Genomic DNA, 25,491 nt, shown 5'->3' on the forward strand with positions numbered 1-25,491 from the left:
GTGGTATGGAAACTGTTTCTGAGAACCGGAGTTTTGAGGGGACGCAGGGCGTCTACACGCACAAATCGGATGCCTGTTCCTGCGATATGACATTCGGCTTGTTCCTGCCTGCCGAGGCGGCGGACGGCCCGGTGCCGGTTTTGTGGTTCCTGTCGGGGCTGACATGCACCCATGAAAACGCAATGACCAAAGCCGGGGCGCAGGCCTGGGTGGCCGAGCATGGGATCGCCCTGGTCTTTCCTGACACCTCGCCGCGCGGTGACGATGTGCCGGATGATGAGGCCTATGATCTGGGCAAAGGGGCGGGGTTTTATGTGAATGCGACGCAAGACCCGTGGGCGCGGCATTTCCAGATGTGGGACTACATGTCAGATGAATTGCCCGGTGTTCTGGCGGAACACTTCGCGCTGGATATGGAGCGGCAGGCAATCACCGGGCATTCGATGGGTGGCCATGGCGCGCTGACCTTGGCGATGTCCTTGCCTGGGCGTTTCCGGTCCGTTTCTGCCTTTGCACCGATTTGCCATCCGACACAAAGCGACTGGGGCCGCAAGCAATTGGCTGCTTATCTTGGTAGCGATGAAGCTACATGGGCGCCCCATGATGCGACGCTTTTGATGCGCGAGGCCGGTTTCGACGGGCCAGTTCTGGTGGATACCGGCACGGATGATCAGTTCGGCGATCTGTTGGGGACGGAACATCTGGCGCAGGCCATGGCGGCGCGTCGGCAAGAGGGGCAGCTGCGCCTTCAAAAGGGCTATGATCACTCTTACTTCTTCATCTCAAGCTTTGTGGAAGATCACGTGACCTTTCACGCCGCTGCGCTCTACCGGTGATCTACGTTGACGCCGATGCCTGCCCGGTCAAGGCCGAGATCGAGCGGGTCGGCACCCGCCACAAGCTGAAAATGTTCATTGTCTCGAACGGCGGTTTGCGACCATCGCAAAACCCGCTTGTTGAGACCGTTGTGGTGCCTGACGGTCCGGATGTTGCCGATATGTGGATTGCGGAACGTGCGACTCGTGGCGATGCGGTGATCACCGGTGATATTCCGTTAGCGGCGCGCTGCATTGAGAACGGTGCACTGGTGCTCAAGCACAATGGTGAGGCCTTGACCGAAAAAAACATCGGCAATGTCCTCGCCATGCGCGATCTGATGGCCGATATGCGCGCCGCCGATCCGTTCCGGCAGGGCGGGGGCAAGCCGTTTGGTAAGGCGGATCGGGCACGCTTTCTGGATGCGTTGGAACGGGTGGTGCGGCAGGCCGCGCGGCTTTAGCGCAGCAATCTCTGACCGCCTGAGTTGCAAGGGTGTTTACAGTGCCCCTCACCCCGCTAGTGTGACGCCAGGGCAAGAGGGGCAGATATGGCAGACGTGCAGGCGGTGATCTTTGATATCGGCAATGTGCTGATCGAATGGCAACCGGAACGGTTTTATGACAGCGTGATCGGCCCCGAACGTCGCAAAGCGATGTTTGCCGAGATCGATTTGCACGGCATCAATGATGTCGTCGATCGCGGCGGCAACTTTCGCGACACGATCTATGCCGCCGCTGAGGCGAATCCCGGCTGGGCCGATGAAGTGCGGATGTGGCATGATCGCTGGATTGAGATGGCGGCTCCCGCCATCGACCATTCTGTCAGGCTTTTGCAGGCCTTGCGAGCCGCCGATGTTCCTGTTTTCGCGCTCACCAATTTCGGGATCCAGACATTTGAAGTGGCTGAGCCGGTCTATCCTTTTCTGGGTGAGTTCGACCGCCGCTATATCTCGGGCCATATGGGCGTGATCAAACCGGAAGCGCAGATTTATCAGATGGTTGAGGCGGATTGCGGACTGGATCCGACCGCACTGCTCTTCACCGATGACAAGCCTGACAATATCGATGCGGCAGCTGCAAGAGGGTGGCAAACACATCTGTTTGAAGGGTCGCAGGGTTGGGCAGACCGGCTTGTTCAGGCGGGTCTATTGACGCAAGCAGCCGCGCAATGACGGTGATGATCCCATTCGCCGACGGTGAGCGGCATCTAGATTGGCTTGCGCTGACCGAGGCATTGGCCGCAGGGCACGAATTGCCCAAGGCCGAAGTGGCCGATGTATTCCTGTATGAAGGTGAGAACACGCTCCTGAACCGCTCGGCCTGGATTGCGGGGATGGGATTGGCGGTCAAATGCGCTACGATCTTTCCCGGCAATCGCGCGGAAGGCAAAGCCGCCATTGGCGGGGCGGTGAACCTTTTCTCAGGTCGGGATGGCACCTTAGAGGCGATTTTGGATTTCGCGCTGGTGACCAAGTGGAAGACAGCAGGCGACAGCCTGCTTGCTGCGACACGGCTGGCGCGACCTGACAGTCGAAAAGTGCTGATCGTTGGTGCCGGAACTGTTGCTCATTCTCTGGTCGCGGCCTATGGGGCAGGGTTTCCGCAGGCGCAGTTCACAATCTGGAACCGCTCGAAAGAAGGCGCCGAGGCGTTCAGCGCGCAGCATCCAGAGGTTGAGGTGGCGACGGATCTGGAGACGGCGGTACGTGATGCTGATATTGTGGCGTGTGCGACAATGGCGACCGCACCCTTGATCAAGGGCGCGTGGCTGCAACCGGGTCAACACATTGATCTTATTGGTGCTTATCGCCCTGATATGCGCGAGGTTGACGATGAGGCCCTGCTGCGCTCTCGCGTCTTTGTGGACAGTCGCGCCACGACAATTGACCATATCGGAGAGTTGAAAATCCCCATCGCAAACGGTGTGATTGACGAAAACTACGTTGTCGCCGACTATTACGCGATTGATCAGTTTGTCCGGCGTGATCCGCAGGACATTACATTGTTCAAGAATGGCGGCGGGGCGCATTTGGATTTGATGACAAGTCGGTACATTTTGTCGGCTTGGCAGGCAGCGCAGGGCGATGCGCTGATTCAAGGCTAGAAAGGCTGCGGGCGATGTGGTTTGGCGCAGGATTGGCGGTCGTTGCTTTCCTGGCACTGCTTCCGGTGGTGCTGGAGCGTCTACGGACGACGATCGGCCCGGCGCAACGACGTGGTGCGGAGGGTGGCTTTGCGCAATTGTCGCAAGGTGTGACGCATTATCGCTGGGTTGGACCGGTGCGCGGCCCGGTTGCGGTGCTGATCCATGGGCTCGCCTCGCCGCAAATCGCGATGGAGGGTCTGGCCGAGGCGCTGGGCAACATGGGCTATCGCGTACTGACCTATGATCTTTACGGGCGCGGTTTGTCGGACGCGCCGCTCGGGCGACAAAGTCGCGCGTTCTTTTTACAGCAATTGTCCGAGCTTCTCGCAGAACAGCAGGTTGAAGAAGAGATCACCTTTGTGGGCTATTCAATGGGTGGTGCGATTGCGACCGCCTTTGCCGCCGAGAACCCGCATCGGATCAACCGCGTGATCCTTGTGGCATCTGCTGGTGTTGTGACCAATGAAAGCCGGTTTTCGTGGTTCTGTCGGGTGGTTCCCTTGCTTGGCGATTGGTGGCACGGCATGTTCGTGCGCCGCCGGATTATGCAGGCGATCCCGCTTGATTTCGATAATCCCTATATCCAGCGGGTGCTGGCGGCACAAAGGGAAGAGCTTGCGCGGCGCGGCTATCTTCCCGCGATCCTGTCGAGCCGTCGCGGAATGCTGGCGGGGTCATCGCAAAAGGACCACCGTAAGTTGGCGCGAGAAGATGTGCCAGTAATCGCTATCTGGGCCGAAAATGACCAGATCATCCCAATCAAGGCCTTGGGTGTCTTGGCCCAATGGAACCGGGCGGCCCGGCAAGAGGTCGTCTCCGGTGCGGATCACGCGCTGCCTTACACGCATGCCGAGCAGCTTATCAACGCGCTGCGCACTGCGCTGCGTAACTAAGAACCGCGCCTTTCACTTTGGAATGCTCAGCCAGTTGGGCTTCGCGTTGCGATCGTGCGCGTTCTGTTCCTAGGCAACGGCCGCAGCAACAAAGCCCTTTGGTTCGCTATGGATTTCGAAGGTGACACAGTTGCGACCATCGGATTTGGATTGATATAGAGCGTCATCAGCCTTTTCGCGGAATGCGTTGAATGACATTGGCAATTGCGTCCAGACTGCCCCAACGCTGATTGATGGCCTTAAAATGCGACTGTCGAATGTCATTGGTCTTGTACCGATGGCCTGTCGGCAACGCTCCGCGATACTAAGCGCCTGATTGGCGGTCACAGCATGCAGAATTATGACAAATTCGTCGCCGCTGAGCCGTGAGACAATATCGACAGGGCGCAAGCAATCAGAAAGACGTTTCGCAATTTCTACCAAAACGCGATCACCGCTGACATGGCCATGGCTGTCGTTGATGCCTTTGAAGCTATCTACATCGATACACAGCATGGCCTGACCCTGAGACGGATCCTCAATCCGGGGCAGCTTGCGAAAGGCTGCAGTCGCGGTCTGGCGGTTAATCAGCTTGGTTAAGGGATCGGTTGTCGCTTCATTTTCCAGACGTTTTGCTTCCGCGATCAACGCGCGTTCACGTGCGATCAGTTTTCCCAACAGAAACGCGCCAATCAGATTGGCCAAAAGAAGCGTCGGCCCAAGCCCTAGGAAAAAGCTGGTGCGCACGGCTGGCGGCAAGAACAAGCCGGTCAGCATCTGCAACGAAATCATAATTGCAAGCACGAACAGGCCGAGATTCTCGTTCTTGATGCGTTGCCGTAATGCGTGGCCCCAGATCCACGCCATTAGTCCCGCAACGAACATGCCGGTGACGCCGAGAAACATACCATATCCACCGATTGAAATGCGCATTGTGGCAGCAAGCACCAAGGCGATGATTCCGCCAACGGCACCAAAGAATGCGGCGGCAACACCGATGAAGAGGTTTCGAATATCAACAATCACACCGTCGGCGATTGGAATTGGGGATGACATGGCTGCGATCGCTGCAAAGCCAAGCATCCCACCCATGACGCTGTTGAGGATATGCCTGTTTTGCAAGGACCGCGAAAACAACCCGTAGAGATAGATTACGAGAACAGCCAAAGCGATTGGCTGGACAACAAGCATCATGTTTTCAAAAGCTGGGAGCATCTCGGTCCTGTCCTCTTTGAAGGACGACCATAACGCGCGGGTCGTAACGGTAATCTTAACAACACAAGCAATCTGACCCGACAACTTACCTGTGTTTTGTGCATTCAATTCAAATTGGGCTTAAGTCCCTTGAATGATCTTGGTTTTTTCGAGGTTCAAGGCTGCGCCAACCGTAGACATGTTCATCAACCACCACGTTGCCGACCCGATCCTTGCAGGTGATCAGGATGCGTCCACCTGTCTTGTCGTAGAACGCGCAGGCTCTTTTGTTGCCTGTCAGGACGTTGGCCGTGAACGGCCTGCCATCTCGCCCATGCGAGGCCTTCAACAATTTGGTGCCGTTGCCGTAGGCGGTGGACAGAAGGTAAATGGCATAAAGCTCTTCAGGATAGCCCTGTGCCAGCCATCGCCGGGTACGCTGCGGGCCGAAATGGGCAAAGCCTGTGTCGTCCAGCAGCCACACGCGCCCGAGGTTTTCCGAAAGTGACATGCGCCAGAAAGACGTACGTTTCGCGATGGTCTGGGCTGCAATGACTTCGGCGGGCAACATTCCGGCATAGGTTTCCTGCCAGGCGGTCACATGGATATGCGCGAGCGTCTCCACGTCATCTGGTGTTGCCGGTCTGAGGTTCATCTGTGTGACGCCATGCTTTCCAACGGACGCGGCCCAAGCTATCCAGACGCGATGACAGTGCAAGAGGCATATCAGGCGGCGGTGGCTGCCGGCAGTTTGCGTGCGGATGACGCGCAGGTGGCCGTCTTGCCGGAACTTGAACGGGTACGCAGCGCGCTGGCTGTTCCGCCGCCGCGCAAGGGCCTGTTTCGCAAGGCACCGCCACCGATTCCAGGCCTTTACATGTGGGGCGGTGTGGGCCGTGGCAAGTCTATGCTGATGGATTTGCTGTTTGATCATGTGGATGCGCCCAAACAGCGCCGGCATTTTCATGCTTTCATGCAATGGGTTCATGCGGAGATGAATGCGGCACGTGCGCGCGGCGTTGATGACGCGATTGCGCCAGTGGCCGCCAAACTCTCCGATGACATCCGGTTTTTGGCGTTCGACGAAATGCAGATCACTGACATCACCGATGCAATGATCGTGGGCCGTCTCTTTGGGGCGTTGTTTGCTGCGGGCGTCACCATCGTCAGCACATCCAACAGACCACCAGATGACCTTTACAAGGACGGTCTGAACCGACAGCTTTTCCTTCCGTTCATTGATCTCCTAAAGGAGCGCATGGTTGTCCATGAATTGGCGAGCGACACCGATTACCGGCAGGACCGACTCGCGGGAACGCCAAGCTATTTCACGCCGGTTGATGCCGCCGCGCGCGCGGCGATTTCCGATATCTGGGCGCGGCTCAGCAATGGGCAATCCGAGACGCTTGTTCTGCATGTGAATGGACGCCAGGTCGAATTGCCGCGGTTTCACAACGGGGTCGCGCGCGCGAAATTCTTTGATCTGTGTGGGCGACCGTTGGGCCCCGCAGATTATCTCGCACTGGCCGATGCGGTGCGGGTTCTGATCCTGGAGGACATTCCCGCCCTTTCGCGCAACAACTTCAATGAGGCGAAGCGGTTTGTCACGCTGATCGACGCGCTCTACGAAGGGAAGGTTCAGTTAATCGCCTCCGCTGCTGCCCAGCCCGAGATGCTCTATGTTGAGGGTGAGGGCACGTTTGAGTTTGAACGCACCGCAAGCCGCTTGCGTGAGATGCAATCAGCGGATTGGATCACTTAGCCGTTGCATTTGTTTGGCCGCGGCTTAGGCTGAAATTGGGCCTTGGTGTTCGGCCCACCACCCTCCGCTTCGGGAAGCAGTGAGCCTGCAGGACACATCGCGATCATATCAACCACGCTGATACCGCACAAAAGGAGGGGCTGTGACGCGATCATCAAGCGATGGATGTAAGATATGAATTGCACATTACCAATTCCCGTTCTCAAAAGCCGCGCGAAGGCGTTGGCCAAACGCGACAGGATCCCGTTGAGCCGAGCGCTCGACCAGATGGCCCGGACGCAAGGCTTTTCAGCCTGGAGCCTGCTGGCCGCGCAGGAGGCGCAAAGTCGTCAAAACCAGCTACTCTCATGCCTTGCACCCGGTGATCTGGTCCTGCTCGGCGCGCGCCCTGGCAAAGGCAAAACGCTGATGGGCCTGCAATTGATCGCCGACGCGGTGGCGGACGGCGGGCGAGGCGTCTTCTTTTCTCTGGAGTATACGCAGGCCGACGTGGTCGCCCGGTTGCGGCAGTTGGATGTTGACCCGCAGGCGCTGGGCGCGGTTTTCGGCTTGGATGTCTCGGACGATATCAGTGCAGATTATGTTGTTGCACAGGTGGCAGGGATGCCCTCCGGCAGTCTTGTTGTGATTGATTATCTGCAGCTTTTGGACCAGCGACGCGATCATCCCGATCTGGCACATCAGGTCACGGCGCTGCGAAACTGCGCACAACGACAGGGCCTGATCATCGTGTTGATCTCCCAGATCAGCCGGAACTACGATCCTTCTGTCAGACCGATCCCCGAATTGTCGGACGTGCGTCTGCCTAATCCGCTTGATCTAAACCTGTTCAGCAAGACCTGCTTTTTCGGTGATGGCGGCGTGAGAATTACGCCGGTCGCCGCCTAAAATCGCTCGGCCCGGACGACCTGCGCATCGGTGATGCTGACCACGCCGATGTGCTTTTCGACCACGGCAAAGGCCGCGTCGAGCAGGCCGTCCAACCGCTCTGGCTTGATCAGGCAGACCACAGCGACCATACCGGCGCGGCCCACCTGACCTTCGCGGGTCCATTTGCCGGAGCGGCCAGAGCCACCGCGCACCGGCAGGATCGTGTACCCAGTGACGCCCGCACTGGTCAGGGCATCGGTCAGGCGACGTTCCAGCGGGGCTTCGATGACGATTTCAACGCGCTTGGCGGTGTGGGTTTCCATATCAGCCTCCGGCGAGTGATTGGGCGACCGCAAGATAAAGTGGGATGCCCAAAGTCAGATTGAATGGGAATGTCACGCCCAGCGAAAGGGTGAGATAGACGGACGGGTTCGCCTCTGGCAGAGCCACGCGCATCGCCGCAGGCACCGCGATATAGCTGGCCGAGGCGGAGAGCACCATCAAGAGGACGATACCACCCAGCGACAGACCGATCAGCATGCCGACGACGAGGCCAATCGAGGCGGAAATGAGCGGCATCAGGATGGCAAAGCCGACCGCGCCCAACCCCAACACGCCCCGTGATTGGCGCAATCCCCGCCCCGCAATCAGGCCCATATCCAACAGGAACAGACAGAGCACACCCTGGAAAGGTGCCACGATAAAGGCGCTGATATCTTCCAGACCTTCTTCGCCCGTGATGGCGCCGATGGCGAAAGAACCAACCAGCAAGACGATGGAGCCATTCAGTAGAAGCTCGCGGATCAGTCCGGGCTCCATCTTCGCGGCGCCTCCGCTGCGCGCCACGAGCCAGAGGGCCGACAGGATCGCGGGCGCCTCCATCACAGCCGCCACGGCAACCATATAGCCCTCTGCGTCAATAAGCCGCCCTTGTAGAACAGAGGTGCCTGCCACAAAGGTCACAATGCTGATTGAGCCGTAGTGGGCAGCAACGGCAGCGGCATCGATATGCGACAGCCCTGTCATGATGCGCAAAAGTGCAAAAGCAATCAGCGGCAGGGCGAAAGACAGGACGAGCCCCGCAATGAGTGACAGGATCAGCGTCTGATCCAGCCCATTCGCACTGACCGCAACACCGCCCTTAAAGCCGATGGAAAACAACAGGTAGATCGACATCCCCTTGGCCACAGCCTCGGGGATTGTGAGGTCAGACCGGGCGAGGGCGGCAGCAAGGCCAAGCGCAAAGCTGAGGATAATGGGCGAAATCAGGTTTTCGCCCGCCAAGCTCAGGATTTCTGACATGAACGTCCCTCAGACCATTTTGGCGCGGTTTACTGCAATTGCTGCTGAATGCAAATGGTGGACACACCCCCTCACTTCACCTGTGCATGGATCCATTTGGCAATGTCATCCAGTGCGTTCGGAGCAAAGGCGCGTCGGCCTGCGACCAGAAACAGAGCCTGACTGTATGCGGGCCATTGATCAGCCAGTTGGTAGTTAAAGAAACGGGTGCGTAACAGACCGTGTGTTGCATCGGGGATGATGAGACTTGATTGCATGTTTGGGTTCGGCAACAGCGCGCGCTATCTGGCCGCATCTGTCTCTGCGTCGACGTTCAGATCATCCGCGCCCCAAACAGCCAGGACCGGGCCGGTCATCGCCGCGATGTCGTCGGTTGCATCGGTCTGATGGTTGCGGGCCACAAACGCAAAACGATCCGGCGTCATACCGCGCAGATCCTCCCTGCTGGGCACATATTCTTCTGCAAAGATGCGTGCGTCGCGTCGTGCATCTGCTGCAATGGTCGCTTCAATCTCGTCCGTAGTGGCACCCTCAGCTTCCAGCCTTTTACGGGTAAAGTACGCACCTTGTTCCTGCCAGTTCACTGCAGGTCCGATCAGCACCGCAAATGCGGGTGTCACCTCGTGTGTGGCTGCCGGGATGACCCAGCCTGCTTGAGAAAATCCCAGAAATCCGACTCGACTTGATGAGAGATCATCGTGGTCGCGAATGATTTGCAGTGCAGTTATGGCTTCCGCCGAGCGGTCAGGCATCGACTGATCCAGCCAATTGCCGCCGCTTTTACCAATTCCGGGCTTGTCCCAGGTGAAAACGCCAATGCCCGCATCAAGCAACACATGGAATAGCGGCAGATACCCACCATCTGAAAACCGGTCCTGAGGACCGTCGCCATGCACGATCACGGCAATTGGCGGATCAAACACTTCATTTGGTCGCAGCAATGTCCCTCGCAGCGTTTGCTCATCACTTAGAAACGCAATCTCTATGCTTTCAAACTCGGTAAGGTCAAAATCATCAAGACCTGTCAGCAGCACCGCAAAAAAGGCGACAACAGAAAGCGCGCCAATGATCAGCCAGTGCCGCAAGCGCATTGTCTAGTGCCCAGAAAGCATGTTGGCCGTGCGGCAGCGGTTCACTGCGCTTTGGTGTGGCTGGCCCTTCGTCGAAGAATTCTTTGGAGCGGAATGTAAGATCATCAGGGCTTGCTTGGATCGCATGATAGGCGCCTTCGCAGGGTGATTGAGATTGGTCTGGCAGCGGCGTCTTCGCACCACTCGTACATCTGGGTTCCCAACCAACTACGGGCAAGGATGGTTCGCATTTTCATGGAATTCGAGCGACTTTTGGCGGCGCGCTAAACGTTCTGGGAACCTTGATGGCTTAGGACCGCCCTCATGGACACTACAACTCCCTTCCTGGCACCCGTGCCCGATGCAGAATCCGACGTTATCGTGCTGCGCTGTTCGGATCATCTGCACTTTGATCCGACCGCATTGAATGCGCTTTTCGCCAAAAAGGGCTTTCATGCCGCTGAGGAGGTGGTGTGCCGCATCCTTGAGGATATCGCGATGCGCCTTGATATGCTGCAGGAAGGGCGCAGCGAAAGCCGGTTTGATCTGATGTTCAAACCTGCCCGCCGCATCCGGTCGGTGGCAAGCCAGATTGGCCTGATCGAGGTGGCTGCTGCCGCCGGTCACGTGGTCACCTGTTTGGAACAAATGGATGGTGTCGCACTTGAGGCAACAATGGCCCGGCTTGAACGTGGGTTTGACGTGGCCGTTTCAGAGATCTGGACCTATCGCGAGGTTTAGGACCTTGCAGCGCTTTCCTTGGCGGTTAGGGTGACGAGTAACTGACACGACGCAGGAACCCCAATGCCCCTTGCCTTTGCCGATGAGACTGACGACGCAATCCCACTTCATGTGATTTCGGCGGATGCCTTGGATAAGGCGCTCGACCGGCTGCAATCGCCCGCACGGAACTGGGTCAAAGCTCAGGGGTTCTCGGCGGGTTTGGGTGAGCATGTCTTGATCCCTGATGCGGAGGGTCAAATCTCCGAAGGGCTGATCGGGTTTGGGACAAAAGCGAAGCGCGCGCGCGGGCGATTTCACTTGGGCGCTGTTGCCAAGGCCTTACCCAAAGGCACCTATCGCATTGCAAGCGGGCTCGAAGGCTCTGATCTGGAAGAGGCGGCACTGGCCTGGCTGCTTGCCGGGTATTCCTTTGATCAGTACCGGAAACCCGCGCAGCCGGTTGCCGGCCTGGTTGCGCCCCAAGGCGTCGATGCGGAGCGGTTGGCCATTATTGCAAACGGTGAGGTGCTAACGCGTGATCTGATCAACACGCCCGCATCGGATATGGGGCCGGACGAGTTGGAGCAGGCGGCGCGGCGCCTCGTGGCGGATCATAACGCGGCGATCAATGTGATCACGGGTGATGATCTGTTATCGTCAAATTTCCCGATGATCCACACTGTGGGTCGTGCAAGCACCCGCGCACCGCGTCTCTTGGACCTGCGCTGGGGGCAGGCGGGGCCGCAACTAACGCTTGTCGGCAAGGGCGTGTGCTTTGACACGGGCGGGTTGAACCTCAAACCCGGCGCGTCCATGGCATTGATGAAGAAAGATATGGGCGGGGCGGCGACCGTACTGGGCCTTGCGCAGATGATCATGGCGCTGGGCCTGCCGTTGCGCTTGCGTGTCCTGATTCCAGCGGTGGAAAACAGCATTGATGGCAATGCGTTCCGGCCGCAGGACATCCTGACATCCCGCAAGGGGCTGACGGTCGAGATCAACAACACCGATGCGGAGGGGCGGTTGGTGCTTGCCGATGCGCTAACTCTGTCGGATGAGGATGAGCCCGATCTCGTCATCTCGATGGCGACCCTGACGGGTGCGGCACGTGTCGCGGTAGGCCCTGATCTGTCGCCTTTCTTCACGGATCGCGATGACGATGCCGCAGCTTTGTTAAAGGCAGGTGATGCCGTTGCGGATCCGGTCTGGCGGATGCCGTTTCATGCCCCTTACGAGGCGATGATCGAACCCGGCATCGCCGATCTGGACAACGCACCAAAGGGCGGCTTTGCAGGCAGCATCACCGCCGCTCTATTCCTGCGCCGCTTTGTCGAAAGCCGCTATGTGCATTTCGACATCTATGGATGGCAGCCGAACGCTGCGCCGTCGCGCCCGAAGGGTGGCGTTGGCATGGGCGCGCGGGCGATCCTGGATGCGCTGCCAGAGCTTTTGAACTTGTGAGCGACCGGCGTCTGACACCTGCCAATGGCCGTGTGGCGGCGATGCATCTGGCCGGGCAGGTGACAGCAGAGCGTTACGTGCAGGGCGAGGTGATGCGCCTGCGCCGCCCTGTGACCGACCTTTGCGCTAGCCCCGGCGGTGCGCGGGACCGGCAATTGCTGCTTGGGGCTGCGGTGACGGTGTACGAAGACCGCGCGGGCTGGGCCTTTTTACAAGCTGCGGATGGCTATGTGGGATATGTCACCTCCGATGCGCTTGGCCCTGTCAAGACGATGACCCACCGGGTCGCCACCGCCGCCACCCATGCCTATGAAGAACCGGACTTCAAATCACCAGATCTGGAGTGGCTGCCCTTTGGCGCGCGCCTATCGGTTCTGGATGAACGGCAGAAGTTCTTTGAAACGGATGCTGGCTTTGTGCCGAAAAAGCATCTGCGTCCACTGGACCGGCCATTCGCGGACCCCGCCACCGTTGCGCAACTCTTCTTTGGTGTCCCTTACTTATGGGGTGGCAACTCCACGCGCGGTATTGATTGTTCGGGGCTGATCGCGGCAGGCCTGACGGCCTGTGATGTCGACTGCCCGGCGGATAGCGACATGCAGCGCGCGGCATTGGGAGACGATCTGACCGAACCGTTGCAGCGCGGCGATCTGATCTTTTGGCAGGGGCATGTGGGGATGATGGTGGATGCAGAGACGATGATCCACGCCAATGCCCATCATATGGCAACCAACTATGAGCCGATCGATCAGGCCATCACGAGGATTGCGGCGCAGGGAGATGGGCCGGTATTGGCGCGAAGGCGGCTTTAGTCGACCGCGCGGATCAGCTTGCGTTCCAAGACCCGCAGCACCTGCCGCAGGTCATTCCCGCGTTTCAGGATCTGCCCATCCATCCCGATCACCGCATATTGGCCCTGCCGCAGCCGCAGCTTCGGGCGCTTTTCGATGCGGTAAAGCGGATGCTCTGCCGTGCGGCGAAAGACCGAGAAGACCGCCACGTCCCGCAGATGCGACATCCCATAGTCGCGCCATTCGCCCGCCGCGACCATCCGGCCATACAAACCGAGAATCACGTTAAGCTCATTGCGTTGGAATGCGACTTGCTGGGGGGACTGAAACGGCGAAGGGGTATGTAACGTCATACAATGACAGTTGCGGCCTCTCCTTTAAAAATCAAGCATTCTTCGCGCGCCGCCACGTTTATGCCACGAAATCACCATTGACGCGCCGCAGCACTTACCAACTGGGAACACATCTGAGCGGAATAGTCAGGGCATAGCGAAAAGCTTACCCCGATGTTACGGTCAATAGCCCCCACCCAGTTCGTGACATCGGGGACCTTTCCCTCCAAAGTCGTCAGAGCGCCGCTGTCATCAGCCGCACGAGACCTCAATGACCTTTTCATCTTCACTGATGCCGAAATTGACTCTGTCGGGTAGGAATTCCATCGTGACCATGTCACCCGGTCGGATTACCCGCACCGGCCCAAGGATCAGCACGCGTTCAAGCGCGGTAACATCCTGGCCAATCAGATCGCCATACTCACGGGCGCCACAAGTGTCTTCCAATGTGGGCGGCAAGGGCTCCGATGCAGGCGCGCACGCCGCCAGCAACAGCAGTAAGGGAATGCGTTTCATAGGCCCATTCTGGTGACAAGCGCCGGTGATTGGCAAGCCTGCACAAACTGTATGGTTGAAATCTGCCAGCCTTTGTCTGATCGTCGGACAAAAGTATGGGAGGAATGATGATGCGCACACGTGCAGCGGTTGCTTTGGAGGCGGGGAAGCCACTTGAAGTGATGGAGGTGAACCTCGACGGCCCCAAAGCGGGTGAGGTTCTGGTCGAGATCAAGGCGACAGGCATCTGTCATACCGATGAATTTACGCTGTCCGGTGCGGACCCCGAAGGCATGTTCCCCGCGATCCTTGGCCATGAAGGGGCGGGTGTTGTCGTTGAAGTGGGCGAGGGCGTGACCAGTCTGGAGCCTGGCGATCACGTCATCCCGCTTTACACGCCTGAATGTCGGGAGTGTGAGTACTGTCTGAACCCCAAGACAAACCTGTGCCAGAAAATCCGGAGCACGCAAGGGCAGGGTGTGATGCCCGATGGGACGAGCCGGTTCTCGATGCTCGATGGCACACTGATCCTGCATTACATGGGCTGTTCAACTTTCTCGAACCATACGGTTCTGCCTGAGATCGCCTTGGCCAAGGTGCGCAAGGACGCGCCTTTTGACAAGATCTGCTATATCGGCTGCGGTGTGACTACGGGCATCGGTGCTGTCATCAACACCGCAAAGGTGGAGATCGGGTCGCGCGCCATTGTTTTTGGCTTGGGTGGCATCGGGCTGAACGTGATCCAGGGATTGCGGCTGGCCGGTGCGGACCAGATCGTCGGCGTGGATCTGAACCCCGGCAAGGTCGCGATGGCCGAGCATTTCGGGATGACCGATTTCGTGAACCCCAAGGATGTGACCGGCGATATGGTCGCGCATCTGGTCGAACTGACCGGTGGCGGCGCCGACTACACCTTTGACGCAACCGGCAATGTCGAGGTGATGCGCACAGCATTGGAAGCCGCGCATAAGGGCTGGGGCGAAAGCATTATCATCGGTGTTGCACCGGCTGGTGCGGAAATCTCCACGCGACCTTTCCAACTGGTCACCGGGCGCAGCTGGCGCGGGACGGCCTTTGGCGGTGCGTCGGGCCGAACGGATGTGCCCAAGATCGTGGACTGGTATATGCAGGGTAAGATCGAGATTGATCCGATGATCACCCACACGCTCAGCCTTGATGACATCAACAAGGGCTTTGATCTGATGCATGAGGGCAAGTCGATCCGGGCTGTCGTCGAGTTTTGAAGACCGACCCGCTTGATGCATTGACCCGGTCACTGGCCGGGTCTTTTGCGTTTTGTGGGGTGGGTGTGGCGCAAGGCGGCGCGCGCCATCTGTCACTCGCTACAGCACCGGGGATTAACGCGGACGAAGATACGATGTTCCGCGTCGCCTCTATCTCAAAGCTGGTGGTAGGGCAGGCCGTTGCGGCGCGTGTAAATGCAGGGGATGTGAGCTGGGACAGTGACATCTCGGAGATTCTGGGATGGCCCTTACGTCATCCGGACGCCCCGGACGTGCCGGTGACCCTTGGCATGGTGGCGAGCCACGCGAGCGGGCTGAGCGATGATGCGGGATATGTCTTGCCGCCCGATCTGACATTGCAGGACTGGTTCGCGTCAAAGCCGGTCTTCGCCGCTAAGCCCGGCAGCCGGTTTGACTATGCCAATCTGAACTACGTTGTTTTGGCCACCGCACTCGAAGCTCTGACCGGTCAGGCTTTTCCCGATGCCTTCGGCGCTTATCTGCCACAACCGGGCGGCTTTAACTGGTGTAACGTGCCGGATGCCGCCGCCACGAACAGGTTACCGACATTTCGATCTGATGAGGGCGAGTTCTTGCCGCAGATCGACTTTGAAATCCCCCGGATCAGACTGGCAAGGAATGTCGGCGTATTCTCACCCCAAGGAGGCTTGCGCATTTCACTGAACGGGATGCTGTATCTGGCGGAGAGCCTGCGGGCAGCGGATGCCACGCCCCTTTGGGACGCGGCGATGGGTGAGACCCACGATCCGGACGGTGTTTTTGAAGCCTATGGTCCGGGCCTGCAAATCTTTGATCACCCGCGTTTTTATCCACGCCCTCTCGTCGGCCATTTCGGCAATGCTTATGGGTTCAGAGGGGGTGTCTGGTACGATCAGGCGCGCGACCTGAGTTTTGCCTACGCGCTTAACGGCTTTCCCATGGGTGACGAAAGCGATGCTTTTGCCACAGAGGAGCTGCAGATTTTCGAGGCGGTTTCAGACCTTCAGGTCCCGTAGCGGGCCATGAACATGTCAACGGCGCCGTTCACCACACGCTCTTTTTCTTCATGGGTGAAGTCTTCGGCAATGTTGAACACTAGCTTCGGGAAAAGATCAGCTTTGCTGAGTTCGTGAAACTGTTCGGCCGCCAACTCGAAATCGTCGATCTTCAAATCCCCGCGCGCCACGCCTTTCTCGAAGAAGTCGATCAGCTTCGCGCGGATCATCACAGGGCCACTTTCATAGAATTCGCGACCGAGTTCGGGGAAACGGTCGCTTTCGCCGACGCAAATCCGGAAGATCTGCTTGCCGAATTGCGAGGTCATGAAATCGACCATCTCGGTGGCGATATCATGCAGCACCTGCCGGATCGGGGCGTCCATGTCGATGGTCTCAATCGCGAGGTCGGCCTGACGTTGACATTCTGTCTTGGCCACCTGCATGAACAGGAAACGTTTGTCCGGGAAATAGCTGTAAAGCGTGGCCTTTGAGACGCCAGCAGCGCGGGCAATATCGTCAACCGAGGCCCCCTCAAACCCGTCCGACAAAAAGACTGTCCGGGCGCCGTCCAGCACCTGATCAAACTTCCGTCCTTTTTTGGGTTCGATCGTTCCGTCCGGCATCGCGTCCTCCCGCTTTAGAGCAATTATAAACTGACCAGTTCATTTTGAGCAAGGAGATTGCGGAAAATGAGGCCTCACATGACGCGAGGCCTCGTCAATCTGTGCTTACTTTGCAGGGGTCACGCAGACGTCGCCCTGCAGCGATTTGAGGTCCGCGCAGCCTTGCGTCGTCTCTGGCGCGGGCTGTGTCGGGAAGCTGAGCCGCGGTAATTCGAATTGAAGGGACATTGCAGAAGCAGATCCCGCAAACCCGACAAGAGCCACAGCGGAGAGTGCAAAAAGCGTGCGTTTCATGACGATTTTCCTTTGCCAAATCTCTAGGTGAAACACTAACTAAACTGTTCAGTTTAGAAATCAAGAGAAAAATGAACTGAGTAGTTCAGTTTTGCGAACATAAAGTTGCGACAACCCCGTCGGACCACCGCAAGTGGTCCCGTGCCTGCGGCATCATGGAGAGGGACAAAAAAATGGCTCTGATGTTGAAGCATGCAGGAAATAATCGGTAGCTGGCGGAACATGTTCACATCTCTCCGTCGATCCGGCATCTTGCGCATTTGGAGTAAGGGCGCGACGCCACCGCCGCTGATACGCCGCGACGCTGTGCCCATATCGGCCGAGTTTGTGCCGCTCGACCATGAAGATGACCCTTCATGGGCCAATGTGGCATCGCTGTTTGCTGTGCCTGGCGCGGTCTATGCGCAATGCTGCGGTCGCTAAACTTCCCGGATCATCGTCGTTGACGCGCTGAAGCCAAAGATGTGGCGTAAGACGCCCAAGTGATGGGTCGCCACCTCCTCAAACCCCTCATGCAGGTAGAGCGCGCGGGCGCGCGGGTTGGTGTCGATGACATCAAGGCGGACCTGACGATAACCGCGCTGCTTCGCTTCCTTGCAGATGGCGTCGATCAACGCGGTGCCGACACCCCGACCGCGCGCTTCGGGCGCCACGAAAATCCCATCCATCAGGAAACGTTCATTTTCCGTATCGCGCTCAAGCGCGGCCAGCAGCAGGATGCGGATCGACGCACCTACCCAACCATAAACGCGCCGAAGATCCGTGAAATCGCCGCCCACTAGTGCGCCCTGCGCCGTCTTGAAGCCCGCCACGCCCAAAAGCCGCCCCCGTTCGTCATGGGCGCAAATCCCGTGATCACCTCGAAGGACGCTGGTGATGAAAATGAGCGCGCGGTATTTGGGGCCGAGCACAAAACCAAGCTTTTCGCCGAATGCCTCCCAATAAAGGGCGGCGACTTCGGCCCTGTTTGCCTCGGGTATGCCTGTCGTGATCTTCATGGCTCGAAACTGTAGAACGGGATGTAGGTGACGGGATCGCCGGGTTTTATGTTTTGGGCAGGGTCGTTCAGCGCCACAAGCCCTGTTGCCCAACTCAGCCCGGAGATACGGCCTGACCCTTCGGAGGTGAAAATCTCGACCTCGCCATCCGTGATACGCGCGCGCAGGTATTCGCGGCGCCCCGCTTTCTTTGATTTCGAAAAGGCGGCGGGGAGCTGGTAGGATTGCGGCTCTGTCCAGCCGCCTCCGGCAAGAACACGCAAGGCTGGGCGGGCGAAGATCAGGGCGCAGACCATGGCCGCCACTGGGTTGCCGGGCAGCCCGAAGACGGGCGTATTGTTCCAAAGGCCCAAGGCGAGCGGGCGTCCCGGCTTGACCGCAATCCGCCAAAGCGCGAATGACCCGGTACCTTCCAGAAGCGTGGAAATGTGATCCTCATCCCCCGCCGATGCGCCGCCGGATGACAGGATTACGTCGCAATCCGCCGCCCTCTGATCTAGGACCGCGCGCAGCTTGGTTTGGTCGTCAGGGGCGCGGCCCAGATCGACAAGCGTGTAATCCCAATGCTTGATCAGCGCTGACAACATGGGTCGGTTGGCGTCGTAAATCTGGCCCGCATCCGCAGGCATGCCCGGGTCTTGCAGTTCATCGCCAGTGGACAAGACGCCGACACGCAGGCACTGCCGGACCGCAACACTGCCAATACCGGCAGCGGCCATCGTGCCAAGGTCAGCGGGGCTAAGGCGGCGTCCGCTTGTCAGGATGGTCTGACCGGCAACCATATCCTCGCCCGCCTTGCGGGCATTGGCCCCCTTTTTCAGCGGGCCTTGGAAGGCTATTTCGGATGGTGTGGCAGTGACATCTTCCTGCAAGATCACCGTGTCGACACCTTCAGGCAGGTTCGCACCGGTGAGAATGCGGATGGCGCGTCCTTCGGGGACCGCCCCCGAAAAAGGGGCACCTGCCGCAGCACGGCCCGTGATCAGAGGCATCCGTTGCATACCTTCCGCGGCGGGCCCTGCAAATCCATACCCATCGACGGCGGCATTTGGCGCTGGTGGATGCGCGCGTGCGGCTTCCACGTCTCCCGCCAGAAACCGGCCCGCGACCTGCGCGATGGGCAGGTTTTCAATTCCGGTCACCGGGCGCAGTTGTGACCTCAGATGCTCCAAAGCATCGTCAACCGGCGTCCAATGCGCGCCTTGCGGCATGGCAAAACAGTCGTTCTTCAGCGGGCGCGGCGCGGCGGGTGCCATAGCGGTCTCTTCTAACAAGCTGACATGCCCAAGCCCGAGGATTGACCCTTCGGCGGTGTAGGGAATATCGAGCATCGCCGCTAGTTGTGTGGCTGGCAGCCGAGACAAGGTCTGCGCCAAAAGCGCGACTTGATGCGCATCCTTGATCTGGCCTTCGGGCATCGTGGCTGTCACGGCTTTGGCGATGAGCGAGGGCCAGATCTCCACAATCGCGATCGAGGCATCAAGCGGCTCAAACGGCCAGACGCGCAGGGCGTCGCGGAATTCCGCCCGCAACCGGGCGAGCACGGGCAATCCCATGATGACTTGGGACCCAACGGCGCCCGCACCGGCCAATTGCCAGACGGGAAACGCGCCTTTCGCTTGCGCCTCTGCCGCGCGTTTTTCCGGTAAACCATGACCCTCACGCGCGCTGCCCTTGCGGGGCAGATGCGGGATATCGTGCCTGCGACCATTGCCCCAAAACGGCCCGATGCCGGGAAACATCGCGTTGATCTCACCCGCCAGATCAAAGCGGTTGTTGGCATCGGGCGCATCCTTGACCCGCTGCGCGAACCAGTCCCACACGGCAAATGGATCATCGCTGCCGGTCAGTGCTTTGCCGAAGCCATCGGGGTAGCCAAAGGCGAAATCAAACCCGGCGAGGACACGATGCCCAGCATCTACTTCCTCGGCAAGGAATGCCCTGATCCACTTCTCGGCTAACTGACGGTTGCGCAGGTATATCGGCGCATCGGTCACCCCGTCACGCGCCGCGCAGACCCAGATCGCGTCCTTTTTCGGGGTTGGTCCGCGATCATTCCCGCCGGACCAATCGACCATCAGAAAGGTGTCAAAGCTCACAGGCCAACCTCGGCGAGGATGAAATCGGCGATGGCCTTTGTGTCGTTGAGGTCAAAGACGGGGCGGTCGAGGTCGATGGCCGTGTCACTGGCCATCGCGCGCACGGTCGGGTCGTTATGGGCGAGGATCGGGTTTTTGGTTTCGGCGCGATAGGCCTCGATCTTGGGGTGGGTGTCGCGCTTGTAGCCTTCGACAAGGATCAGGTCGACCGGGTCGAGCTTTGTCAGAAGATCAGCCAGCGGTGGTTCGTCCGAATCACGCAGCTCTGTCATCAACGCCCAGCGCGCGCGTGAGGCGAGCAGGACCTGATGCGCACCCGCCTGCCTGTGGCGATAGCTGTCCTTGCCGGGATGATCGATATCGAATGTGTGATGTGCGTGTTTGAGCGTTGAGACGCTGAAGCCACGTCCGGTGATCTCTTTCACCAGCCGCTCCATCAGCCCGGTCTTTCCGGCGTTCTTGTAGCCGACGATGCCATAAAGCCTCATAGCATCGCTTCCGCTGTGGCCAGATCGTCGGGCGTGTTGACGTTGAAAAAGGCGGCATCGTCAGGGAACTGTGCCATGGCGCAGCCATGCTTGTCGGTCCAGAGGATCACCTTGCGCAATCCATCCGTGAGTGCCGCGCGCAGATCGTCGCGCAAGGCGGTGGGCCAAAGCCCGAAGGTCGGATGCCGCCCGTCGGGGGTCGCCGCGAGGGCGATCTGGGTGCCGTTATCCTCGGCGGCCAGCATCAGTTGCGGGACAAGGTCGCAAGGAAAGAAGGGCGTGTCGGCGGCGGCGGTCACAATGTGACTGGCCCCTTGATCCGCCGCCCAATCGAGACCCGCCAGCACGCCAGACAACGGCCCCGCAAAGCCGGGAATGCTGTCAGCGATCACCGGCAGGTCGAGATGCGCGAACCGCTGCGGGTCACCATTGGCATTGAGCGCAAGTGCTGCAACCTGCGGTTCCAGACGATCGATGACCCGCTGCAGTATCGTGCTGTTGCCCAAGTCCAGCAGGCCCTTGTCACCGCCGCCCATGCGCGTTGCCCGACCGCCCGCGAGTATCACGCCAAGGGGCTGGGTCATGAAGCCTCTTTCCACGTGCGGAGTTTGGCTTCTGTGGCTTGCGGATCATCCAGCGCTTCGCGCGGGATTGCAAAGACCAGCCCGGCGACGCCGATGATCAGACCGGTCTTCCCGAGCCCGATTTTGTCGACAGCCGCCCAATTGGTTTGCCAGTGGCTGTGTGCATTGCGGATGACCATGCCGGTTTCATCAAAGTCCGCTGTCTGCGTCCCGCTACAATAAGTTGAAGCGGCTGCATGACGCGCCAGCCTGCGGATCGACCAATTTTGCACGGCGATAAAAAAGACGATGGCGATAACGGTTCCGATCCAGACATAAGGCAATGCGGCCTTGGCTGTGCCGGTGGCGCGCAAGGCTATCGCGAAGTAGAGTCCGGCACCCCCAAGCCCAACCAGCAGCGTGACCAGCAATGCGGCAGCGCTTTGCAATGGGCGGTAGGGGCCAAGCATCCAAACACCGGCGACCCGGATCCCCTCTGCAATCGCGGGCGCAGAGGCCTGATAGGTCACGCTTATATTATCGGTCATGCCGATCCTTTTCTGCCCATCTTCCGGGGCTCATCGGCCACCATCGCCGGGTCGGCATCGCGCAGAAGACGTTCTTCACCGGAAAGGCAAACAAAGCGCTGCCCCTTCATGCGCCCAATCAGTGTCAGCCCTACTTGCTGGGCGATCTCAACCCCCCAGGCGGTAAAGCCCGAGCGGGAGGCGAGCACCGGAATGCCCATCAGCGCTGTTTTGATCACCATCTCGGAGGTCAGGCGGCCCGTTGTGTAGAGTGTCTTGTCCTCGGCTGCGATACCTTCTGACAGCATCCAGCCTGCGATCTTGTCGACGGCATTGTGCCGACCCACATCTTCCATGTAGACAAGCGGACGATCCGCCTGGCACAGAACCGTGCCATGGATTGCACCCGCCTCAAGATAAAGCGACGGGGTGCGGTTGATCTTGGAAGCCAGCGCATAAAGGTCCGAGGTTTTCACCTGCAGCCTGGGCAGGACCACATCCTCCAACCCTTCCATCATGTCGCCAAAGACGGTGCCAACCGCACATCCGCTTGTGCGGGTCTTTTTCTTCAGCTTGTCCTCGTAGGTCGTCTGGCCCTCGGTGCGGACGACAACCGTTTCCAGTTCCTCATCATAATCGACAACCTTGATCACCTCACCCGGGCGCAGCATGCCCTGATTGCGCAGGAACCCAAGGGCAAGATATTCCGGGTAATCGCCGATGGTCATCGCCGTGACGATTTCCTGCGCATTGAGAAAGATGGTCAACGGGCGTTCTTCAACCACACTCAGGTCAATTTGCGCGCCATTTTGATCCGTACCGGTGACCGCACGGGTCAGTCGGCGGGCCTGCGGTGCGGGCGCGATCAGATACTCCGACATGTCATCAATGCGCGCCAATTGTCATTCCCGTATTGCGCCGTTAAGCCTGTCACAACGGCCTCAAGCTAGGGCAAAGCCATGACAACTTCTACCGTCAAAACGCAGACCAGCGCGCCCTATTGGGCGGGCTTCCGGGATGGGCTGCCGTTCATCCTGATGGCCGCACCTTTTGCGATGGTCTTTGGTGTGATCGCGACGGATGCCGGGCTGACATTGGCGCAAGGGATGGGGTTCAGCGTTCTGGTCATCGCCGGTGCATCGCAATTTGCCGCGATCCAGATGATGATTGAGAATGCGAGCATCGCTTTCGTGCTCCTGGCGGCTTTGGCAGTGAACCTGCGGATGGCAATGTATTCCGCGGCCCTCGTCCCCTATCTTGGTGCGGCCCCACTGTGGAAACGAGCATTGGTGTCATATCTCAATTTTGACCAGACCTATATCGTGTCGGTTGCCCGCTATGAGAGCAGACCGGAGATGACCGTTCCTGAACGGTTCGCGTACTTTTTCGGCGTGGCGACACCAATTGTGCCGTTTTGGGTTGGCATGACCATGGTGGGCATGGTGGCGGGCGCGGCCATTCCAGAAGCATGGGCTCTGGACTTCATCATGCCGATTATGTTCCTCGCAATGGTGGCACCCATGGTCAAATCACTCGCCCATGTTGCGGCCACTTGTGTCTCGATCAGCGTGGCACTCGCCCTGATAGGCCTGCCATCCGGCACGGGCTTGCTCATCGCTGCCGGTGCGGCAATGCTGACCGGTGCGCTGGTCGAGATATGGATCGAGGGGCGGCAGAAATGACCTATTCTGATGCGCAAATCTGGACGATTATCGCGATCCTGGGCGCAGGCACGTTTCTGATCCGCTTTTCTTTTCTGGGCCTGATCGGGGACCGGCCGATGCCGAGTTTCGTGCTTAGGCTGTTGCGGTTCACCCCGGTGGCCGTGCTTCCTGGTATGGTTGCGCCATTGGTCATATGGCCACCCGCAACGGGCGGTACACTTGATCCGCTCCGCCTGTGTGCAGCGCTGGTCACGGTCGCGGTGGGGATCTGGACGCGCAATGTCCTTTGGGCCATCGTCGCTGGCGCGCTCACCCTTTATAGCGCGATGGGCCTTACTGCCCTGCTCTGAGCGCGGCGTCGATTTCGCGGGCGGCGACGCTTTTATCGTCGTCATCGTCTTCGCGGTATTCAGTGGTTTCCACGCCGGGCAATCTGCCAAAATCATTGTCAAGTTTGCCGGGCCACCAGGTCTGGCGGACGCTTTCGAATCCCGGTAACTGGCGCACGATACGCGATGTATAGCGGGCGCAGTTGGCCTGTCCGACTGGCCCTGCCACCAGTGCGAGGTTCAACGCTTTCTCAGCGACTTCCGGTGCAACAGGGACTTTCCGCCCGACGACGTAATATGTGATCCTGGCGTGGAAGCTGACATAATAGTCCTCCAGCTGTGGGCTGGCACCGAAGAGCACATCGTTGCGTTCAGGCATCCGATCCTGTTTCCAGGCACCCGCAGGGTCGAAGATCACCCGCTGGCTCGCGTTGATCAGCAGCGCCGAATGCTCTCCACCATCCGAACGCACATTTCTCATCGTGTAGAGCGTCAGATGCTTTGGCCCTGGGTCGCGATAGATTGCGCGTTCGATGACATCGTCAGGCGCCCAGACGGGTTGTCCCGTGCAGCCCGACAGGGCCAGCGGCAGGCCGATCAAAAAAGCACGACGATCCATCAGGATGTTTAGGCGGCGATAAGGGCCAGGAAGATCAGGAACACCAAAATGCCTATGGTGGCTTTGGTGCTCATGCTCATGAAGCCCGCAAAGGTTTTTTCTTGTGTGGTGATATCCATCTCACCGTGCTTGTGCTCAGCCATCACGCGGCTCCCTCATGCATCATTTGCGAAGTCCTTTAGACGATTCACTCTGGCCTGTCACGCGGTCAGGTGGTCACATCTTCGTCCCGTTCCAGCCCCTTGGCGAGGCGAAAGCCGATTCGGTTCGCTTCAGGTTGATCGATATGCTTTGGACTTGCCACCAATGTGACGTTCAACTGGCTGACATGCTGGATCAGCTGGGTCTTTGCACCGGCCCCGTTCACCCCGTAATAGGTGACAATATCGGGATCGTAGTAACCCAGCCCCTCGATGCGGATCACGCCAGCCTCACCACCGGCCAGACCCATACCGACCTCGTGGTCATTGTCGAGATGCTTCTCGAAGTTCTGGATATACATGATGATCCGCTCATAGGCCCATTGGGCGGGGCTTTTTTGCGCTACAGGTTCCGACAGCGCTTGCGGGAGTTTTGATGTATCGGGGCAGTGGACATTTGGATCGGTGTGGATTTCCTGCGTCCGGGGGAGAACCGCGTTCTCCATCTGCTCCGCCGAGGTGTCGATACGCATTTGAGGTGGGTTGGTTTCGGTCATAAGGGCACCGCCGTTGTCTCTTTGATCTCTTCCATAACGAAACTTGCCGAGATGTCCGAGACAGAAATCCGTGAAGTGAGCCTTTTGTAGAACGCGTCATAGGCGGGCACATCCGCCACGCGCACCCGCAACATGTAGTCCAGATCACCAGTCATACGATAGGCGCCCACAATTTCGGGAAAACTCTGCAGGGTCGTCTGGAATTTCTTCATCCAGGCCGCGTCATGAGCATTGGTACGGATCAGTACAATCGCGGTTAGCGGGACGCCGACGCTTGCGGGGTCGATGAGCGCGACACGACCTTTGATGATACCCACCTGTTCCATGGCTTTGATCCGGCGCCAGCACGCATTGCGAGACAGATGAACCTCGCCGCTGATGTCATCGACGGAAAGGCTTGCATCCTTTTGCAGCAAACGCAGGATAGTGCGGTCTATCTGATCTAGCTCATGTCCCATTGTTGGGACAACATCCCACAATTTGTAGAAAACACAATCACACTTGGGATGTTT

33 protein-coding genes are annotated in these 25,491 nt (G+C 58.8%); 14 read left to right on the plus strand and 19 right to left on the minus strand.

What is annotated here, in order from left to right; all coding sequences use genetic code 11:
- The first annotated feature begins 5 nt into the window (after positions 1-5).
- The 5 genes from fghA (at position 6) to SLH49_RS01655 (ending at position 3,857) form a co-directional block, all read left to right on the plus strand.
- Positions 6-836: an S-formylglutathione hydrolase gene (gene fghA / locus SLH49_RS01635; protein ID WP_320267432.1), complete on the plus strand. Its 831-nt coding sequence runs from the start codon at positions 6-8 to the stop codon at positions 834-836.
- Entirely contained in the window at positions 833-1,279 is a 447-nt protein-coding gene (locus tag SLH49_RS01640; RefSeq protein ID WP_320267433.1) for a YaiI/YqxD family protein, read from the plus strand. Before fghA ends, SLH49_RS01640 begins: the two co-directional genes overlap by 4 nt.
- Positions 1,280-1,366: 87 nt before the next feature.
- Complete coding sequence (locus tag SLH49_RS01645) at positions 1,367-1,990, plus strand: HAD family phosphatase (RefSeq protein ID WP_320267434.1); 624 nt, start codon at positions 1,367-1,369, stop codon at positions 1,988-1,990.
- Positions 1,987-2,922 (plus strand): ornithine cyclodeaminase, encoded by a 936-nt coding sequence (locus SLH49_RS01650; RefSeq protein WP_320267435.1) that lies wholly within the window; start codon positions 1,987-1,989, stop codon positions 2,920-2,922. The genes SLH49_RS01645 and SLH49_RS01650 overlap by 4 nt, the downstream gene beginning before the upstream one ends.
- A gap of 14 nt (positions 2,923-2,936) precedes the next feature.
- Complete coding sequence (locus SLH49_RS01655) at positions 2,937-3,857, plus strand: alpha/beta fold hydrolase (protein ID WP_320267436.1); 921 nt, start codon at positions 2,937-2,939, stop codon at positions 3,855-3,857.
- A gap of 69 nt (positions 3,858-3,926) precedes the next feature.
- Here the strand turns inward: SLH49_RS01655 and SLH49_RS01660 are convergent, their stop codons facing one another.
- Together SLH49_RS01660 and SLH49_RS01665 are read right to left on the minus strand one after the other, a co-directional pair.
- Positions 3,927-5,051: a diguanylate cyclase gene (locus SLH49_RS01660; protein ID WP_320267437.1), complete on the minus strand. Its 1,125-nt coding sequence runs from the start codon at positions 5,049-5,051 to the stop codon at positions 3,927-3,929.
- A 109-nt stretch (positions 5,052-5,160) separates the two neighbouring features.
- Complete coding sequence (locus tag SLH49_RS01665) at positions 5,161-5,685, minus strand: hypothetical protein (protein ID WP_320267438.1); 525 nt, start codon at positions 5,683-5,685, stop codon at positions 5,161-5,163.
- A gap of 51 nt (positions 5,686-5,736) precedes the next feature.
- Between SLH49_RS01665 and zapE the strand changes: the two genes are divergently transcribed.
- A complete protein-coding gene (gene zapE / locus SLH49_RS01670; protein ID WP_320268495.1) occupies positions 5,737-6,792 on the plus strand; it encodes a cell division protein ZapE in 1,056 nt (351 codons plus the stop codon).
- Between the two features lie 174 nt (positions 6,793-6,966).
- Positions 6,967-7,680, plus strand: a complete 714-nt coding sequence (locus SLH49_RS01675; protein ID WP_320267439.1) for a DNA helicase — start codon at positions 6,967-6,969, stop codon at positions 7,678-7,680.
- Here the strand turns inward: SLH49_RS01675 and SLH49_RS01680 are convergent.
- The 3 genes from SLH49_RS01680 to SLH49_RS01690 all read right to left on the minus strand — a co-directional run bounded on the left by SLH49_RS01680 (position 7,677) and on the right by SLH49_RS01690 (position 10,055).
- Entirely contained in the window at positions 7,677-7,985 is a 309-nt protein-coding gene (locus SLH49_RS01680; protein WP_320239443.1) for a DUF3240 family protein, read from the minus strand. The genes SLH49_RS01675 and SLH49_RS01680 overlap by 4 nt on opposite strands.
- 1 nt (position 7,986) lies before the next feature.
- Positions 7,987-8,964, minus strand: coding sequence for a sodium-dependent bicarbonate transport family permease (locus tag SLH49_RS01685; RefSeq protein WP_320267440.1), 978 nt, complete (start codon positions 8,962-8,964; stop codon positions 7,987-7,989).
- Positions 8,965-9,245: 281 nt separating this feature from the next.
- Complete coding sequence (locus SLH49_RS01690) at positions 9,246-10,055, minus strand: alpha/beta hydrolase family protein (protein ID WP_320267441.1); 810 nt, start codon at positions 10,053-10,055, stop codon at positions 9,246-9,248.
- A gap of 303 nt (positions 10,056-10,358) precedes the next feature.
- Here SLH49_RS01690 and SLH49_RS01695 point away from each other — a divergent pair, with 303 nt between their 5' ends.
- The 3 genes from SLH49_RS01695 to SLH49_RS01705 all read left to right on the plus strand — a co-directional run bounded on the left by SLH49_RS01695 (position 10,359) and on the right by SLH49_RS01705 (position 13,030).
- Entirely contained in the window at positions 10,359-10,775 is a 417-nt protein-coding gene (locus SLH49_RS01695; protein WP_320267442.1) for a hypothetical protein, read from the plus strand.
- Between the two features lie 63 nt (positions 10,776-10,838).
- Complete coding sequence (locus tag SLH49_RS01700; protein ID WP_320267443.1) at positions 10,839-12,218, plus strand: leucyl aminopeptidase family protein; 1,380 nt, start codon at positions 10,839-10,841, stop codon at positions 12,216-12,218.
- Entirely contained in the window at positions 12,215-13,030 is an 816-nt protein-coding gene (locus SLH49_RS01705; protein WP_320267444.1) for a C40 family peptidase, read from the plus strand. Before SLH49_RS01700 ends, SLH49_RS01705 begins: the two co-directional genes overlap by 4 nt.
- On the opposite strand, the gene SLH49_RS01710 is transcribed toward SLH49_RS01705, so the two are convergent.
- Together SLH49_RS01710 and SLH49_RS01715 are read right to left on the minus strand one after the other, a co-directional pair.
- Positions 13,027-13,362: a DUF2794 domain-containing protein gene (locus SLH49_RS01710; protein WP_320267445.1), complete on the minus strand. Its 336-nt coding sequence runs from the start codon at positions 13,360-13,362 to the stop codon at positions 13,027-13,029. The two genes, SLH49_RS01705 and SLH49_RS01710, sit on opposite strands and share 4 nt — an antisense overlap.
- 231 nt (positions 13,363-13,593) lie before the next feature.
- Positions 13,594-13,857, minus strand: coding sequence for an I78 family peptidase inhibitor (locus SLH49_RS01715; protein ID WP_320267446.1), 264 nt, complete (start codon positions 13,855-13,857; stop codon positions 13,594-13,596).
- Between the two features lie 110 nt (positions 13,858-13,967).
- On the opposite strand from SLH49_RS01715, the gene SLH49_RS01720 reads away from it, so the two are divergent.
- On the plus strand, positions 13,968-15,080 hold the full coding sequence (locus SLH49_RS01720; RefSeq protein ID WP_320268496.1) for an S-(hydroxymethyl)glutathione dehydrogenase/class III alcohol dehydrogenase: 1,113 nt from the start codon (positions 13,968-13,970) through the stop codon (positions 15,078-15,080).
- A complete protein-coding gene (locus SLH49_RS01725) occupies positions 15,077-16,096 on the plus strand; it encodes a serine hydrolase domain-containing protein (protein ID WP_320267447.1) in 1,020 nt (339 codons plus the stop codon). Before SLH49_RS01720 ends, SLH49_RS01725 begins: the two co-directional genes overlap by 4 nt.
- Here the strand turns inward: SLH49_RS01725 and SLH49_RS01730 are convergent.
- The 8 genes from SLH49_RS01730 to SLH49_RS01765 all read right to left on the minus strand — a co-directional run bounded on the left by SLH49_RS01730 (position 16,084) and on the right by SLH49_RS01765 (position 22,551).
- A complete protein-coding gene (locus tag SLH49_RS01730; RefSeq protein WP_320267448.1) occupies positions 16,084-16,701 on the minus strand; it encodes a TetR/AcrR family transcriptional regulator in 618 nt (205 codons plus the stop codon). The genes SLH49_RS01725 and SLH49_RS01730 overlap by 13 nt on opposite strands.
- 105 nt (positions 16,702-16,806) lie before the next feature.
- Complete coding sequence (locus SLH49_RS01735; RefSeq protein WP_320267449.1) at positions 16,807-16,995, minus strand: hypothetical protein; 189 nt, start codon at positions 16,993-16,995, stop codon at positions 16,807-16,809.
- Positions 16,996-17,414: 419 nt separating this feature from the next.
- Positions 17,415-17,993 (minus strand): GNAT family N-acetyltransferase, encoded by a 579-nt coding sequence (locus SLH49_RS01740; RefSeq protein WP_320267450.1) that lies wholly within the window; start codon positions 17,991-17,993, stop codon positions 17,415-17,417.
- Entirely contained in the window at positions 17,990-20,071 is a 2,082-nt protein-coding gene (gene glp / locus SLH49_RS01745) for a gephyrin-like molybdotransferase Glp (RefSeq protein ID WP_320268497.1), read from the minus strand. The genes SLH49_RS01740 and glp overlap by 4 nt, the downstream gene beginning before the upstream one ends.
- Before the next feature lie 17 nt (positions 20,072-20,088).
- Complete coding sequence (gene mobB / locus SLH49_RS01750) at positions 20,089-20,580, minus strand: molybdopterin-guanine dinucleotide biosynthesis protein B (RefSeq protein ID WP_320267451.1); 492 nt, start codon at positions 20,578-20,580, stop codon at positions 20,089-20,091.
- Positions 20,577-21,164 (minus strand): molybdenum cofactor guanylyltransferase MobA, encoded by a 588-nt coding sequence (gene mobA, locus SLH49_RS01755; RefSeq protein ID WP_320267452.1) that lies wholly within the window; start codon positions 21,162-21,164, stop codon positions 20,577-20,579. Before mobA ends, mobB begins: the two co-directional genes overlap by 4 nt.
- Complete coding sequence (locus SLH49_RS01760) at positions 21,161-21,691, minus strand: hypothetical protein (protein ID WP_320267453.1); 531 nt, start codon at positions 21,689-21,691, stop codon at positions 21,161-21,163. The genes mobA and SLH49_RS01760 overlap by 4 nt, the downstream gene beginning before the upstream one ends.
- Positions 21,688-22,551 (minus strand): formate dehydrogenase accessory sulfurtransferase FdhD, encoded by an 864-nt coding sequence (locus SLH49_RS01765; protein ID WP_320268498.1) that lies wholly within the window; start codon positions 22,549-22,551, stop codon positions 21,688-21,690. Before SLH49_RS01765 ends, SLH49_RS01760 begins: the two co-directional genes overlap by 4 nt.
- Positions 22,552-22,629: 78 nt before the next feature.
- Between SLH49_RS01765 and SLH49_RS01770 the strand changes: the two genes are divergently transcribed.
- Together SLH49_RS01770 and SLH49_RS01775 are read left to right on the plus strand one after the other, a co-directional pair.
- A complete protein-coding gene (locus tag SLH49_RS01770; protein WP_320267454.1) occupies positions 22,630-23,352 on the plus strand; it encodes an AzlC family ABC transporter permease in 723 nt (240 codons plus the stop codon).
- Positions 23,349-23,684, plus strand: coding sequence for an AzlD domain-containing protein (locus SLH49_RS01775; protein ID WP_320267455.1), 336 nt, complete (start codon positions 23,349-23,351; stop codon positions 23,682-23,684). Before SLH49_RS01770 ends, SLH49_RS01775 begins: the two co-directional genes overlap by 4 nt.
- On the opposite strand, the gene SLH49_RS01780 is transcribed toward SLH49_RS01775, so the two are convergent.
- The 4 genes from SLH49_RS01780 to SLH49_RS01795 form a co-directional block, all read right to left on the minus strand.
- The gene (locus tag SLH49_RS01780) at positions 23,668-24,282 is read right to left on the minus strand and encodes a hypothetical protein (RefSeq protein WP_320267456.1); all 615 of its coding nucleotides are present in this window, start codon (positions 24,280-24,282) and stop codon (positions 23,668-23,670) included. The genes SLH49_RS01775 and SLH49_RS01780 overlap by 17 nt on opposite strands.
- An 8-nt stretch (positions 24,283-24,290) precedes the next feature.
- On the minus strand, positions 24,291-24,425 hold the full coding sequence (locus tag SLH49_RS01785) for an aa3-type cytochrome c oxidase subunit IV (RefSeq protein WP_320267457.1): 135 nt from the start codon (positions 24,423-24,425) through the stop codon (positions 24,291-24,293).
- Between the two features lie 65 nt (positions 24,426-24,490).
- Positions 24,491-24,979, minus strand: coding sequence for a DUF6173 family protein (locus SLH49_RS01790; protein ID WP_320267458.1), 489 nt, complete (start codon positions 24,977-24,979; stop codon positions 24,491-24,493).
- A complete protein-coding gene (locus SLH49_RS01795; protein ID WP_320239464.1) occupies positions 24,976-25,437 on the minus strand; it encodes an Lrp/AsnC family transcriptional regulator in 462 nt (153 codons plus the stop codon). The genes SLH49_RS01790 and SLH49_RS01795 overlap by 4 nt, the downstream gene beginning before the upstream one ends.
- Positions 25,438-25,491 lie beyond the last annotated feature (54 nt).

Origin of the sequence: Cognatiyoonia sp. IB215446 (assembly GCF_033963825.1) — a bacterium.
Classification (GTDB): Bacteria; Pseudomonadota; Alphaproteobacteria; order Rhodobacterales; family Rhodobacteraceae; genus Yoonia.

What these genes read in the sequence shown, in the direction of transcription:
- fghA (WP_320267432.1), top strand. Translation starts at nt 6, where the DNA reads ATGGAAACTGTTTCTGAGAACCGGAGTTTTGAGGGGACGCAGGGCGTC.
- SLH49_RS01645 (WP_320267434.1), top strand. Translation starts at nt 1,367, where the DNA reads ATGGCAGACGTGCAGGCGGTGATCTTTGATATCGGCAATGTGCTGATC.
- SLH49_RS01650 (WP_320267435.1), top strand. Translation starts at nt 1,987, where the DNA reads ATGACGGTGATGATCCCATTCGCCGACGGTGAGCGGCATCTAGATTGG.
- SLH49_RS01655 (WP_320267436.1), top strand. Translation starts at nt 2,937, where the DNA reads ATGTGGTTTGGCGCAGGATTGGCGGTCGTTGCTTTCCTGGCACTGCTT.
- SLH49_RS01660 (WP_320267437.1), bottom strand. Translation starts at nt 5,051, where the DNA reads ATGCTCCCAGCTTTTGAAAACATGATGCTTGTTGTCCAGCCAATCGCT.
- SLH49_RS01665 (WP_320267438.1), bottom strand. Translation starts at nt 5,685, where the DNA reads ATGAACCTCAGACCGGCAACACCAGATGACGTGGAGACGCTCGCGCAT.
- zapE (WP_320268495.1), top strand. Translation starts at nt 5,737, where the DNA reads ATGACAGTGCAAGAGGCATATCAGGCGGCGGTGGCTGCCGGCAGTTTG.
- SLH49_RS01675 (WP_320267439.1), top strand. Translation starts at nt 6,967, where the DNA reads ATGAATTGCACATTACCAATTCCCGTTCTCAAAAGCCGCGCGAAGGCG.
- SLH49_RS01680 (WP_320239443.1), bottom strand. Translation starts at nt 7,985, where the DNA reads ATGGAAACCCACACCGCCAAGCGCGTTGAAATCGTCATCGAAGCCCCG.
- SLH49_RS01685 (WP_320267440.1), bottom strand. Translation starts at nt 8,964, where the DNA reads ATGTCAGAAATCCTGAGCTTGGCGGGCGAAAACCTGATTTCGCCCATT.
- SLH49_RS01690 (WP_320267441.1), bottom strand. Translation starts at nt 10,055, where the DNA reads ATGCGCTTGCGGCACTGGCTGATCATTGGCGCGCTTTCTGTTGTCGCC.
- SLH49_RS01695 (WP_320267442.1), top strand. Translation starts at nt 10,359, where the DNA reads ATGGACACTACAACTCCCTTCCTGGCACCCGTGCCCGATGCAGAATCC.
- SLH49_RS01700 (WP_320267443.1), top strand. Translation starts at nt 10,839, where the DNA reads ATGCCCCTTGCCTTTGCCGATGAGACTGACGACGCAATCCCACTTCAT.
- SLH49_RS01710 (WP_320267445.1), bottom strand. Translation starts at nt 13,362, where the DNA reads ATGACGTTACATACCCCTTCGCCGTTTCAGTCCCCCCAGCAAGTCGCA.
- SLH49_RS01715 (WP_320267446.1), bottom strand. Translation starts at nt 13,857, where the DNA reads ATGAAACGCATTCCCTTACTGCTGTTGCTGGCGGCGTGCGCGCCTGCA.
- SLH49_RS01720 (WP_320268496.1), top strand. Translation starts at nt 13,968, where the DNA reads ATGCGCACACGTGCAGCGGTTGCTTTGGAGGCGGGGAAGCCACTTGAA.
- SLH49_RS01730 (WP_320267448.1), bottom strand. Translation starts at nt 16,701, where the DNA reads ATGCCGGACGGAACGATCGAACCCAAAAAAGGACGGAAGTTTGATCAG.
- SLH49_RS01735 (WP_320267449.1), bottom strand. Translation starts at nt 16,995, where the DNA reads ATGAAACGCACGCTTTTTGCACTCTCCGCTGTGGCTCTTGTCGGGTTT.
- SLH49_RS01740 (WP_320267450.1), bottom strand. Translation starts at nt 17,993, where the DNA reads ATGAAGATCACGACAGGCATACCCGAGGCAAACAGGGCCGAAGTCGCC.
- glp (WP_320268497.1), bottom strand. Translation starts at nt 20,071, where the DNA reads ATGGTCGATTGGTCCGGCGGGAATGATCGCGGACCAACCCCGAAAAAG.
- mobB (WP_320267451.1), bottom strand. Translation starts at nt 20,580, where the DNA reads ATGAGGCTTTATGGCATCGTCGGCTACAAGAACGCCGGAAAGACCGGG.
- mobA (WP_320267452.1), bottom strand. Translation starts at nt 21,164, where the DNA reads ATGACCCAGCCCCTTGGCGTGATACTCGCGGGCGGTCGGGCAACGCGC.
- SLH49_RS01760 (WP_320267453.1), bottom strand. Translation starts at nt 21,691, where the DNA reads ATGACCGATAATATAAGCGTGACCTATCAGGCCTCTGCGCCCGCGATT.
- SLH49_RS01765 (WP_320268498.1), bottom strand. Translation starts at nt 22,551, where the DNA reads ATGTCGGAGTATCTGATCGCGCCCGCACCGCAGGCCCGCCGACTGACC.
- SLH49_RS01770 (WP_320267454.1), top strand. Translation starts at nt 22,630, where the DNA reads ATGACAACTTCTACCGTCAAAACGCAGACCAGCGCGCCCTATTGGGCG.
- SLH49_RS01775 (WP_320267455.1), top strand. Translation starts at nt 23,349, where the DNA reads ATGACCTATTCTGATGCGCAAATCTGGACGATTATCGCGATCCTGGGC.
- SLH49_RS01780 (WP_320267456.1), bottom strand. Translation starts at nt 24,282, where the DNA reads ATGGATCGTCGTGCTTTTTTGATCGGCCTGCCGCTGGCCCTGTCGGGC.
- SLH49_RS01785 (WP_320267457.1), bottom strand. Translation starts at nt 24,425, where the DNA reads ATGGCTGAGCACAAGCACGGTGAGATGGATATCACCACACAAGAAAAA.
- SLH49_RS01790 (WP_320267458.1), bottom strand. Translation starts at nt 24,979, where the DNA reads ATGACCGAAACCAACCCACCTCAAATGCGTATCGACACCTCGGCGGAG.
- SLH49_RS01795 (WP_320239464.1), bottom strand. Translation starts at nt 25,437, where the DNA reads ATGGGACATGAGCTAGATCAGATAGACCGCACTATCCTGCGTTTGCTG.